At 63.3% G+C, this 12,665-nt stretch carries 10 protein-coding genes; 4 read left to right on the forward strand and 6 right to left on the reverse strand.

Annotation, left to right across the window (positions count from 1 at the left end; translation table 11 throughout):
- Positions 1-2 precede the first annotated feature (2 nt).
- Entirely contained in the window at positions 3-959 is a 957-nt protein-coding gene (locus LQ564_RS10735; protein WP_231058073.1) for a hypothetical protein, read from the reverse strand.
- A 6-nt stretch (positions 960-965) separates the two neighbouring features.
- A complete protein-coding gene (locus LQ564_RS10740; RefSeq protein WP_231058074.1) occupies positions 966-2,051 on the reverse strand; it encodes an AAA family ATPase in 1,086 nt (361 codons plus the stop codon).
- A 233-nt stretch (positions 2,052-2,284) separates the two neighbouring features.
- On the opposite strand from LQ564_RS10740, the gene LQ564_RS10745 reads away from it, so the two are divergent.
- Positions 2,285-3,358 (forward strand): DNA-binding protein, encoded by a 1,074-nt coding sequence (locus LQ564_RS10745; protein ID WP_231058075.1) that lies wholly within the window; start codon positions 2,285-2,287, stop codon positions 3,356-3,358.
- Positions 3,359-3,371: 13 nt separating this feature from the next.
- Here the strand turns inward: LQ564_RS10745 and LQ564_RS10750 are convergent, their stop codons facing one another.
- Positions 3,372-4,028 (reverse strand): hypothetical protein, encoded by a 657-nt coding sequence (locus tag LQ564_RS10750; protein WP_231058076.1) that lies wholly within the window; start codon positions 4,026-4,028, stop codon positions 3,372-3,374.
- Between the two features lie 153 nt (positions 4,029-4,181).
- Between LQ564_RS10750 and LQ564_RS10755 the strand changes: the two genes are divergently transcribed.
- Positions 4,182-4,394 (forward strand): hypothetical protein, encoded by a 213-nt coding sequence (locus LQ564_RS10755; protein ID WP_231058077.1) that lies wholly within the window; start codon positions 4,182-4,184, stop codon positions 4,392-4,394.
- A gap of 635 nt (positions 4,395-5,029) precedes the next feature.
- Here the strand turns inward: LQ564_RS10755 and LQ564_RS10760 are convergent.
- Positions 5,030-8,026, reverse strand: coding sequence for a TonB-dependent receptor (locus LQ564_RS10760; RefSeq protein ID WP_231058078.1), 2,997 nt, complete (start codon positions 8,024-8,026; stop codon positions 5,030-5,032).
- 431 nt (positions 8,027-8,457) lie between these two features.
- A complete protein-coding gene (locus LQ564_RS10765; RefSeq protein WP_231058079.1) occupies positions 8,458-9,321 on the reverse strand; it encodes a protein phosphatase 2C domain-containing protein in 864 nt (287 codons plus the stop codon).
- 218 nt (positions 9,322-9,539) lie between these two features.
- Here LQ564_RS10765 and LQ564_RS10770 point away from each other — a divergent pair, with 218 nt between their 5' ends.
- Positions 9,540-11,060: a hypothetical protein gene (locus LQ564_RS10770; protein ID WP_231058080.1), complete on the forward strand. Its 1,521-nt coding sequence runs from the start codon at positions 9,540-9,542 to the stop codon at positions 11,058-11,060.
- A gap of 105 nt (positions 11,061-11,165) precedes the next feature.
- On the forward strand, positions 11,166-11,444 hold the full coding sequence (locus tag LQ564_RS10775) for a hypothetical protein (RefSeq protein ID WP_231058081.1): 279 nt from the start codon (positions 11,166-11,168) through the stop codon (positions 11,442-11,444).
- Here the strand turns inward: LQ564_RS10775 and LQ564_RS10780 are convergent.
- On the reverse strand, positions 11,441-12,619 hold the full coding sequence (locus LQ564_RS10780; protein WP_231058082.1) for a tyrosine-type recombinase/integrase: 1,179 nt from the start codon (positions 12,617-12,619) through the stop codon (positions 11,441-11,443). The two genes, LQ564_RS10775 and LQ564_RS10780, sit on opposite strands and share 4 nt — an antisense overlap.
- Positions 12,620-12,665 lie beyond the last annotated feature (46 nt).

Genomic DNA, 12,665 nt, shown 5'->3' on the forward strand with positions numbered 1-12,665 from the left:
GCTTAGCGCCCGATTTTTTCCGTTTTCCCTATTCTCCCCAGGTAAGCCGCGGACGTCGACTCGGCACCCGGCAGGACCGTCTCCTGCACCCACTGGCTCAGGTCGGAGTGACCAATCCCTCCGTCGAAGACCGCGACCTTGAGCGACGTGTCGATCGCCGGCAGAGCAGGCAGGGCAGGGGCCGCAATGCTCGATGCGCGCATTTCCCTTCCACCGATACGTAGTGAGGGCATGACCCGAACGGCGCGGACGAACTGAAATGCGGACAAGCCATGTGCTTTTGACGCCGGCAGGCGTACCGGAACAAAGGTCAGTCCGGAAACGATCAACGCACGCGCGATATCGGCCACCCCGCCAAGCGATTCGGCGTAGCGGGCAAATGCCTTGACGATGTCGCCGTCTTGCGCCGACGCGTGAAGCACTACCTCAAGGGTTGGGCGATTCGAGATCGTCTCGTCGACATAATTCTTGTCGGAAGCTGCGAATGGCTGCACCAATTCGAAGCGGCAAAACGCCTTCTGGTGCGTCTGTGGGATCCTGGTGGAAAACAGCATGTCGGCCAAACGGCGGAAGGCGTCGTCCGAGCCAGCCACGTACAGCGCGGCCGTGAAGAGCGATTCGCCACTGCGCTGTCGACTGCTGGCGACATTGCGTGGCACGACGTAGGCCGAGCGGCTGCCGACGCAACGCAGACCGCTCGCCTTCAGGAGGCCGTTAGGATGATGTGTCTTGGCCAGGAAGGCGGGATGGAGCGTGAACCTGGCAACGGACTCACCGCGGGGCTTGATGATGGCTGGCTGCGCCTGTTGCTCCTGCATGAGCCGCCCGAGCTGCTTGCCCAGCGACTCACGCTGCTCCGCGATGTTATACGGGTACTTTTTGTCACCCGAGCCGCGATTGAGCTTGAATGGCTGCGTCAGTGTTTCGCCATATCCCAAGATGATGTTCGTTGCCGCCATGCTTAATTACTCCCCGAGGTAACGTTTGATGACACTGCCGACTGTTGGATGAGTTTTGCCCATGCTTGTGGCAATTTCCCGGCGCGAGTGGCCAGCCAGGTACATGAGCAACATCTCGCCTTCCTGGGGCTTGGCCATATTCCCCTTGCTCATTCGTAGACGCACGGCGTTCTTGACCAGGGTAGGCACGAGGTCGGCTTTTTCCAGCAATGCCGTCTTGCGCGCGGAGTTCACCAGCTGGCCAATCCCGCTGAACGATTCACCGTGGAGCAGCGCAGCGAGGTTTTTGCGGACCTTCTCTTCCATGGGCAGATCGGCCAAGTAGGTTTCGATAAGCTCGGCGGAGGGTGGCTCAAACTGGATAACGTGGTCAAAGCGGCGCCAGACCGCGGGGTCGAGCAATTCTCCGTGATTGGTAGCGGCAATGAGCAGGGCGTTGGCCGGCCAGTCATCCAGGGCCTGCAGCAGCACGTTAACCAGGCGCTTCAATTCGCCGACATCGGTGTCATCGTCTCGGCGCTTGGCAATCGCGTCAAATTCGTCGAGCAGCAACACGCAGGGCCGGGACATGGCGTGGTCGAACACGGCGCGCACGTTGTTCCCGGTCTTTCCAAGGAAGCTGCTCATGACCGTCGCAAGGTTCAGGGTAAGCAAGGGGAGCTTGAGCTCCTGGGCAAGCCAGTACGCAGCCAAGGTCTTGCCGACGCCAGGCTGGCCACAAAACAGCAGCATGCGAGCCGGAGCCAGTCCTTCCTGGATTAGCACGTCGAGGCTGCGCCATTCCTTGAGCACATCGTCGAGTACATCCTGCACGGTACCGTTAAACACCGGCCTTTTCGGTACGACGACTGGAAAGATGGTCTCGACCAATTCCATGCGAGAGTCGGCGTCGACTGGCGCCGGCACGAAGTCGCCCGCACCACGCATGACGTTTTCGGCTGAGAGGAACTGTGCAATTTCCTGCGCCAGGGGTAGATCGGTGTGTTTGAGCTTGGTCGCGAACCGACCGACAGCGAGCGCGAATGCGCTACGCGAGCCGGTCATGCCGGACTGAATAACACTAACAAGCTCTTTTCGCGGGAAGCTTTCCACGAGAATCCTTTAAAAACAATCAGATATCGAAACTGGTAAATTCTTTGATGTTGATTTTAACTGAACTTTACCGCTTCAGCTACTGATATCACTGGGGACCTGAAGAAAGGACGATGGCCTGTGGAGCGCGTGCACAGTAATCCGACATAATGGCAATAATGTCAGAATTCCGGGGCAGGGCGCCGGCATCGCAACGGTTTACGTAGTATTACCAAACACCTCCGGAGGACGTCATGCTCGACAACGCTCAGCTTACGAATGCCATGCAGGCCGACATCGACGCCCTGCGCGAACGGTTTCCCCGTACCGCGGATCTGTATCGCGAGGCGTGCGGCGTCATGTTCTTCAGGTATGGACTGACGCCGACAACGAACGCGCTCTACCAGCTCGTTCGCAAGGGAAGCATGTCAGTGCCTGCAGAAGCATTGAGGCGGTTCTGGAGCGAACTGCGAGAACGAGCCAGGGTCGACCTGCAACACGCGGACTTGCCGGACCAGGTCAAGCAGTCAGCCGGTCAGCTGGTCGGGGAGATCTGGTCGTTGGCCCGCCAGGCAGCTGACGAGTCGATCGCGGCCCTGCGGCAGAGCACGGCGGCCGAGCGCGACGCGGCCCTGACTGAGAAAGCCGCCCTGGAGAAGCAAGCTGCCGAACTCTTATTGCAGCTCGAGGACGCCCGCACCCGGATCGCATCGGCTGAGGCGGCCGTTGCGCAACAGCGAGAAGAACTTAGCGCCGGCGCGGCAATCGAGCGGGAGACGCAGGCGAGGTTGGCCGAATCCCGGACAGAAATCGAGCGGCTGCAAGGCCTGATCGAGTCAATGTCCGCGGCACACGCGACTGAGATCGACAAGATAACGGGGCGCGTTGTTCAAGCAGAACAACGCTATGTCGACCTGGAAAAACGCACGCTCGTTGACCTGGACCGCGAGCGAACGGCCGCGTCCAAACTACAAAAGCAACTCGATGCGGAGCGCAAGGCCTCTGCCTCCCGGCTTGAAGAGCTGCAGGGCCAGGTTCAGGCGTCTCAATTGCAGCTTGCAAGACAAAGCCGGGAGCTTGGCGGCTATGTGGCCAAGGCCGAACTATTCTCGGACGAACGCGACCGAGCGGCCCGGCAGGCTGCGGAATGCGCACTCCGGAGTGCAGAGCTTGGCAGCGAGCTTGCCGCCGAACGCGCCAAGGTAGCCGAGCTTCGCGGGCAGCTCGAGCGAAAAGCGCCGGAATCGGCATCAGTTAGCCAGGCGTCGAGTCCGACACGGGCAGGCCCTCGCCGTCGGAGACCTGCGCGGAACAAGCCAGGCGAATAGGGTAGGCAGGACGCTAGCGGCCCAAGTCCGACACGCCGCTCAGCTGCCTGCAGCTGACTGACTCGTCCGTCGTAAACGAACGTCCAAAGCGATGTCGGATCCACATATACCTGTCCATGTTCAGGTACGTCAAGTCAAGCGCACGAGCTCCAGCCTTATTGAGTTCGGCAACTTCCGCAAAAGCGAGCTGCTCCAGCTGAGAAAATACCGATTCCGGCAACAGGTACAGGCCCATCAAGTGCTCTTTAACCTGGCGATACAACGCAGGGTTCCGCAGCGCATAACCGATGTGCTTGCCTAGGTGGCACAAGTGGCACAGGGCCCTTAGCCGAACCAGCTTCATGACGTGCCGTCCGCCGGTGTCCCCGGGACCAGGCGGCAAGTACCTCCATACCTCGTGGCACTCCAGTTGTAGGGTGCTTCCGCATTCTCGGCACCGCTTGCCGTCGCCCTCGATCGTCATTTTGCGCAACAGCCGCCAGACGTCATTCGGGAGGACCGCCCGCACACACTTGCGGTGCATGACCTGGGGAATCAGTTCGAACACCAGCGCGCGCCCGGCGGCGGTATCTTCTGCGCGTCCGTCCTCGAGCCGGGCGGACGACTGGAGAATCAGCCCAGGCACGCCCCGAATGAGTGGTCCGCGATGAGTTTCGTTCGCTTCAGCCATGTCGACCCTCCGAAGAAAAGTGCGATGACGCATCGACCTGGACAGGCGCCGGCCCCGTCGTGACTGTAGGGAGGCCAAAGCATTCTTAACCGCCATCGCAGCTTCGTTTCGACGTCGCGCAGACGTGGGGGGAGGCACGGTTAAGGAGAGTCAATGCGCCGTGCCATGTCTTGGCAGCTAGGCGCAGATCCACTGGATTGGTTTCAGCACGACGAGCCAGAAGAGCAAAAAATGTTCATAAACCTGGCGCCCGGCAGAAGTCGTGACGCAATGCTTGAACGGCAGCTCTCACCGGAAAAACCACCAGAGGAATTAAGCCTGGTCTGGCGGGACGATGGTGATCTGCAGATTTTGCGGGCAGGTTGAACGAAGCACAGACCCTGAAAGATTAGACGGATGAATAAAACTATATACAAAGTGACACGCCGACTGGCGCCAGCGCTGACCGTTGTGTACCGCGCCATGCAGATCGTAAAGTTGCTGATTAGCTGGTGAAGGGCCAAACAGAACAGGTCCCAACACCGCACGAAGACGCGCAACCTCAGCGGGGCCTCAGGCAATCCGGCGGAACGAAATCGCGACTATCGCTGGCCCGCACATCAAAAGCGTACAGTTCGGCGCGACAACTCATGCCGTACCAATAGCTGAGAATCTGGCGAAACCGTTGTACCTAAAGGTAGTGGCGTTGGGAGTGGTCCGTGAAGATGTACCTAAACCTATAGACCCGGCGTTAAAAAAGGGCCTTTTACGCCGAGTCGCCATGTTTAGGTACGTTGAGTATGGGGTTTTAGGTACGAGCGCTGCTAAATTAGGATGAAGTTGCAGTATCTATAGACATAGCTTGAAGAAGCTTAAAGTACGCATAATCTATATTATGTTAAATCCGATCTGCCGAGCCCAACCCGACAAGCTCCCTACCGCACGACTCCACCGTCACCAAAGAAAAAAGCCGCAGGCTCCCACCCGCGGCTTCTCCCAGCTACAAGCTCAGCAACTCAAGCTCAGAACTTGTTGTTGTACTCCACCGTAAAGCGCCCATACCGCGGCGTCTGGGTCGACAACACCCGGTGGTAGCTGTCCAGCAGCGTCGCGGTCGAGCCGCTGTTCAGCTGTTCCGAGATCGACTGGACGGTCTGGCGGTTCATCACGTTGAACACGTCCAGCTTCACCGACAGCCCCGGCACGAACGACGGCATGTAGGCCAGGTTCAGGTCCAGGCGCGTGGTCCACGGCAGACGGCCTTCGGAACCGCGCGGCGCCGGGCGGCCGAAGCACGTGTCGTAGTACGAGCCGTAGCTGTGCGCCGCCGGCACGGTCGGGTCCGAGCCGAGGCAGTTCTTCGGACGGCCAGATTGCGCCAGCAGGTTGCCGCCGGCCATCCACTCGGGCGTGATCTGGTAGAAGCCGAAGGCCTTCAGCTGGTGGGTGCGGTCGTTCGGGAGCGGGCCGTATTTGCCGCGCATCAGCTCGGGCTTGTCCCAGCTGACCGTGTGCGAGACGTCGAGCTGGCCGATGTCCGACTGGGTCTGCCCTTCCGTATTGCCGTAGTTCTTCGACCAGGTGTAGTTCACGCGGGCGTACCAGCCATTGCGGAACGGGTGCTCGAGGAACAGGTCGACCGCCTTGTAGGTGCGCTTGGCCTCGTCGAAGCCGAGGTCGGCCTTGCTGAGCTTGACTTCAGTCAGGTTGGTGCCGGAGTTGGCGAAGTCGACCAGGAAGGTGTTGTCCTCGCCCGGGTTGAAGGCGGCGCAGCCGAAGCCGGTCCATTTCGAGGTGTTCACCGTCGGATTGCGCGCCAGCCAGGCCTTGAACGGGCGGTCGTCGCACATGTCGTCGATGGTCGAGCGCAGCGTGCGGTAGGTCGCGCGGGCGCCGAAGGTGATGTCCGGCGTGAACGCACGTTCGAAGCCCAGCGTGATCTCGTCCTGGTAGGTCGGGTCGAGGTCTTTCGCGGCGACCGTGCTCGGATGCTTGGTCTGGAAATACTCGTTGTTGGTCGAGAACGGCGCCGGCGCCAGCGGCACCAGGCCTTGCGGCGCGCCGGTCGCCGGGTCCACGCCGGTATAGGTGAAGGACTGGGTGGTAAACAGCGAGCGCGAGGCGCCGCGCACCGAGATATTGGTCGGCACCTGCACGAAGTAGCGGCCGGCGGTGCCGAACACCTTCATGCTGGCGTCGCCGTTGACGTCCCAGGAGGCCGAGAAGCGCGGCGCGATCTGGTCCTTGATGTCCATGAATTTCTGCTTCTCGCCGTTGCGGTTCTCGAACTGCTCGTTGCGCACGCCGAGGGTCAGGATCAGGTTCTTGGTGGCCTGCCAGCGGTCCTCGATGTACTGCGCGGACTGGTCCGAGTAGGCGTCGGTGATCGAGGTGAACTTGGTCTCGGTCACGTAGTAGCCTTGCAGGCCGTAGCCGCCGCCGCTGGCCGGGGCCACGACCACGTTCTGCAGCGGGATCGGCGTGGTCGGCGACTGTGCGCTGCGCGCGTAGGTCCACAGGCCGCCGCCGGCGCGGTACACGCCCGCGTCCTCGGAGCTGAGCCGGTTCTCGTCGAGACCGGCGCGGATCGTGTGGTTGCCGAGCTTGTACTCGAGGTCCAGGCGCGCCGATTCGACGGTGTCGCGTCCGCCCGTCACCGGCACGTTGCCGCTGACCGGGTTGGGGTTGACGTAGTTGGCGGCGATGGCCGGCACGCGCGCGGCCACGGTGGACGACACCTGGTACACGTTCGGGTTCACGCCGGCATAGGTGCCGTAGGTGTTCTCGTGCTTGGTGGTCGAGCGGCCGTACAGCGCGGTGATTGTCAGGTCGTCGGTGATGTTGCCGGTGTACTTGGCGATGTTGACGATGCCGCCGACCGGGGTCTCGCCCGAGAAGTTCTTGTAGTGCTCGCTCGCGCCGGTCACGCCGTTGCGGGCGCGGGTCTCGTAGTTGTAGCCGGACAGGTACTTGTCCTTCTTCGAGGTGTCGCCGAACCCGGTGTACTCGAGACGGTGGTTGTCGTTGATGTTCCAGTCGAGCTTGACCAGGTAGCGAGTGGTGTCGGTTTCCGAATCTTCCCAGCCGCGGATGCCGGCCGAGGTGTTGGTGCGCAGGCCGTTGACGGCGTTGGTGCCCGAGAAGTCGGTGCGCGACTGTTCCACCGAGCCGAAGAAGAACAGCTTGTCCTGGATCAGCGGGCCGCCCACGCTCAGGCCCAGCAGCTTGCGGTCGGTCTCGTTGTCCGAGCGGCGGCGGTACAGGGTGCCGTCGGTGGCGGCGGTGTTGGTGGCGCCCACGCGCGGGTAATAGATGTCGACCTGGCTGGCCGCCAGCTTCTTCGGCTCCCACTGGGCGATGCCGCCCACTTCCCAGCGGTTGGTGCCGCTCTTGGTCGTGATGTTGGCCACGCCGCCGACCGAGCGGCCGAATTCGGCGCCGAAGCCGCCGGTCAGGATCTGGGCCTGGCCGATCGCGCCGTACGGCAATTCCATGTAGCCGAGCTGGGTCAGCGGGTTGGTGACCGGGAAGCCGTTGACGTAATAGGAGTTCTCGGACACGGCGCCGCCGCCGAAGCTGTTGGCGCCGTTCGGGTAGCGGCTGTCGCCCTGGGTCGTGTTCGGTGCGATCAGGATGATCGACTCGACGTTGCGGGCGATCGGCAGGTTCTGCAGCTGCTGCGCGGTGAAGATGGCGCCGTTGTTGGTGTTGCTGACGTCGATCGCGCGGCGGCGGCCGACCACCTGCACCTGCTGGGTCGTGAACATGGCTTCGGCGCCCTGGCCGATCAGGACCTCGACTTCGCGGGTCTGCACCACTGCGCCGTTACGCACCAGCTGCACCGAATAGCGGCCCGGCGGCAGCGAGGTGGCCAGGAAGCGGCCGTTGCTCTCGACCGTCGTGGTGCGGCGCAATTTGGTGTCGAGGTTCTCGATGACGACCGTCGCGCCGGCCGGGCTTTCGACCGCGCCATAGACGTTACCGGTGGTGTTCGATTGCGCCAGTACCGTCGAACTCATTCCCAGAGTCAGTGCGGTTGCACCGAATGCGAGGACGAGCGAACGGGCCAGTTTCGTTTTCACTGCCATGAACAATCTCCTATTGACCATTATCTGCCACCGTGTGTGGCGGGCTGATGTTCCTCGCGGCGCAAGCGGGTCTTGCGGGCCTGCCCGACCGTGGGGAGCCAATAGATTCTATTTAGTAAAGACGCGCGCGTGAGCTCGGTCATGCAAAATGGATATGCACGCTTTACAGGCGCGCGGAGCATGGAACACGTAAATTTGCGTAAATATCGAGGAGATATGAACCGATCTCACACGTGATCGCCGAACATGCTGTATTGACGTTTGGGTCAGCTAAACAATTTAGATTTGAAACTGTTGTGCCGCTACAACTTATAATGCGCAGCGCGCCGTCGCGCTCCATCGCTTGGCAGAGAGCGGGAGCGCTAAGGAGCGGAGCACCACAGTACCGCGGACGCATCGTCCGCCGCCTTCACCACCGGAGCGGCGCCGGCCCTGGCTGCCGTTTCGTAGCGGCGCAATTCGTCGAGCGCAGCCTGCAGGCCGTGCTCCGTACAGAGCGCGAAGAGGCTTTCGGGTGTATGCAAACCGTAGGTGTCGACCAGGCGGAAGAAGCCGTCGCTCATGACCAGCACCGACGCGCCGGCCGGGGCCTCGACCGTGTAGCGGCGCGGACCGAAGCCGCCTTTCGGCCGCAGGCACAGGGCATTGGTGTGCGCCGTCGTGTTCTGGAAGACGCGGCGTTCGCGCAGCATCGGCAGCAGGCGCGCCATCCGATCGGCCGGATCGTCGATGCCCGCGGCGCTCAGGCGCGCGACCTCGGCGCGCACGATCGCTTCCTGCGAATTGACGAAGGGATCGAGATCGCGCACCACGCCGTCCGGACCGCGCATCAGGATCGTGCAGTCGCCGAGGCAGTACAGGTCGAGCCGGTGGCCGCCGTCCAGTGGACGCACCCGCACCCAGCTCAGGGCCGCGATCGGCCATGCATACAACGGAATCTGCCGTCCCGCGACGTGTTCATCGAACGTTAGGCTGACTGCAGCAACCGACTGCTCGACAGCCTCGTCCTGCGCCATGCCGGCGCCGACCGCGGCGCCCAGCGCTTCCGCAAAACGGGACACGAACCAGCACACGTCGCCCTGGACGGGGTCGATGTAATCGCGCTCGGCGACCGAGGTGGCGCCATCGAGCACGATGAGATCGGTGCCGTGGGTCGTTTGCATGGCGCCGGCCCAGTCTTCGTTATGATGCGCCGTGGCGCCGGACGTAAGTGCTTCGAGATGCATGGGTGTTCTTGAGGAGAGGTGTCGGATGGGGCGTTATCATACATACCCGGCGCACGATCTCGAACTCGACATTATATATGCTAATGTCGATTGAAATTTGGCATGATCATTCTGCTAGTTCGCCACTAATAGTAAATATATTCTCGCACTTGCGGCGTCTTTTCCCGTTGGGTCCGGCAAGCTAGAATCTGGACCATTTGCCAACCCGTTCCCATCGCATGCAGCGTTATCTCCCCGTCACGCCCAAGGGCCGCATCGTCCTCTTCATCGCCGTCCTCTGGCTGGCCGCCCTCGCCCTCACCCGTCCCAACAAGGGCGGCGACTTCCAGGAATACGCGCTGATGGCGATCGCTTTCTCCAGCCACGGGAGCCCGGACATCCGGCCGCAGGACATCACGATCTCCGAACGCCTCTCCCCCGAGGTCGGCTTCGTCGAGGTCCACCGCCGGCTGCGCGCCGGGATCGCGCGGGGCGACAAATGGCCCTTCCCCGGCTTCGTCGCCGGCCAGCATGGCGGCCATTATGCGATCCACTTCTTCGCCTATTCCGCGCTGGCCGCGCTCCCCTTCAAGCTGCTGGATGCGATCGGCGCCCCACCCTTCAAGGCCTTCCAGATCGTGAACCTGGCGGCGCTGACGATTCTCGTGCTGGCCCTGTACCGCTTCAGCGCCTCGGTCAAACGTACGGTGTTCGCCACCCTGTTCTTCCTGTTCTCCGGCGGCTTGCTGTATTCGAACTGGTGCAGTCCCGAGTTCATGACGGCCAGCGCCCTGCTCGCCGCGATGGTCTACTCGATCATCAATCGCCCCTACCTGGCCGCCGTGCTGGCCGGCGTGGCGGCGATGCAGAATCCGCCGCTGCTGTTCTTCTCGATGTTCGCGCCCCTGATCCGCATCGCCTGGGTGCGCGCCGACGAGGATCTGGCGTGGTCCGCAGCATTGCGCCGCGTCGTCACGCGCCACACGGTGCTGGCGTCCATCCTGCAGGCGGCGCTGGCCGCCGTGCCGGTGGCCTACAGCTACACCACCTGGGGCGTGCCAAGCATCATCGCGGCCCTGGCGACCTATCCGCCATTTATCACGCCGCTGCGCCTGGTCTCGTTCTATTTCGACCTGAACCAGGGCATGATCGTGGCCTTCCCGGTGGCGATGCTGCTGGTTGTGGCCCAGCTGTTCGCGCGCAATGCGCGGCGCTGGCTGCCGCACACGCTGCTCGCGCTCCTGTTCAGCGTGGCACTGGCGATCCCTTCGCTGTCGACGGTCAACTGGAATTCCGGCGCCGCCGGCGTGATGCGCTACGCCTTCTGGGGCGCGATGCCGCTGATGTACCTGGCGCTCGGCTGGATGCACCGCGTGCCGCGCTGGCCGTTGGCGCTGCTGCTGGCCATGCTGCTGGTCCAGGCCGGCCTGGTGAAGTATGCGCGCAGCTACAGGCACGAGACCATGAGCCCGGCCGCGACGTTCATGCTGGAGCGCTTCCCTGCCCTCTACGAACCGGAGCCGGAAATCTTCTTCGAGCGGCTCACGCAGCAGGACGGCTCGATGCGCCCGGACCGGGTGGTCGCGTATCCGAACCTGAAGCATCCGAAGAAAATCCTGTTCAATCACGAAAGCGCGGCGGCGCACGCACTGCTGTGCGGGCCGGGCGGCCGGGTCGTGCCGGGCGATGCGCGCATCCATCCGCTCGGCTGGCGCTACATCGACGGGCCGCCGGTGTGCGCGCCTGCGGCGACGCCGTGAACGCGCGCACGGCTGGCGCGCGCACGGCTGGCGACCAGCCGTTTGCACGCACGCGCCGCAGCGGGTAAAAAGGCACATGCGAACTGATCACTCGAAAGGATGAGCATGGGTACTACCGTGAACAACACGACCGCGGAATCGACCAGGGTGCTGCTGGTCGGCGAAATGATGGACGGCAGCTTCGACGCCAGGGTGATGGCGGAGACCGACGTGCCGTACACGAAATACTGGGACAACGAGCTGGAGCAGCGCATCGTCTACCTGAACCCGGACCCGGACCAGCTCAAGGCGATCGTCGCGGCGCTGAACGAGCGCCGCCTGTCGCTGGACGACCTGCAGAACTTCGGGGGATCAAGCGGCGGCACCTCGGACTTGCCGATCTAATCTTCCGACGCAGGCAGCAGGCCGCCGCCCGAGCCGACGATCTCGTCGTGCCGCTCGTGGTCGCGTTTGTGCAGGTAGGCCGCGGTGGTGGCGATGTTGGCGTGGCCGGCCGTGTCCTGCAGGGTCTTCAGCTGCACCCCGCTGTTGGCGTGGTTGGTCAGCATGCTGTGGCGCAGCCAGTGGGTCGAGGCCTGGCGCAGGCTGGCGGCGCTATCGAAGTCGCCCTGCGCGTCGGCGCGCTCGGCCCCCGCCATGAACACCGCCTTCAGCGCTTCCGACGCCGCTTCGTCCGTAATGCGCACCGGTTCCTCGCGCCGGCTCGAGAGCACCAGCGGCGTGCGGTCGGCGCGGCCGGTTTGCGGCAGCAGGCCGAAGGCCTGGCGATAGCTGCGCAAGGCCTCCAGCATCGGCGGCGGCACCGGCAGGCGGCGCGGCTTGGCGCCCTTGCCCATCACGTCCAGCCACCAGCGGCCGTCGCCCTCGCTGTAGATCGCGCCCATGGCGGCGCCGACGATCTCGTTCAGGCGCGCCCCGGTTTGGGCAAAGGCGGTCAGGAGGAAGCGGTCGCGCTCGCGCCGGCGCAGCGCCGCCGGGGTGTCGGCGCCGCGCTGCGAGACCGCGTCGAGCGCGTACCCGATGGCTTGCGGCGTCAGGTAGCGCGTGATGCGGCTGCCCTGCGGCGCGCGCACGTTGCGCACCAGGCGCGCCAGGTTGCGGCGCAGGTAGCCGGTCTGCTCCGCGTAGCCGAGCAAACCCTTCACGGCGATCATGGCCTGGCGCCGGCTGGCATCCGACAGGGGACCCGAGAACGGCCGGTAGCGCGGATCGTTGCGTGGCCACTTGGTGCGGCTGATCCACTCCGGCGGCGGGTTGCGGATGAATTCGCGGTAGGCATGCAGGTCGGCCAGCGTCAGCTGCTGGAAGGTTTTCTTCGCCTCTTCGCGGCACCAGGTAAGGAAGCGGTACAGTTCCTTCTGGGTGTTGGCGATCGAGCGCGGGCTGAGTTCGCCGTGGCCGATGTACTCGCGGGCCAGCTCGGCGTCGCTCTGCGCACTGGTGACCGGTTCGTCGCCGATCGGCCGGTAGACGCCGGCGCCGCGCACGCTGGCGGCCGCGCGGTCGGCGCGCTCCTCGTCGAGGGGCGGGTCGAGGTCGATGGGCAGGAATATCGGCATGGAATCGAAAATACTGTATTGATATACAGTATATCATCCCGGTTTA

It is taken from the genome of Massilia phyllostachyos (assembly GCF_021044825.1).
GTDB lineage: Bacteria > Pseudomonadota > Gammaproteobacteria > Burkholderiales > Burkholderiaceae_D > Telluria > Telluria phyllostachyos.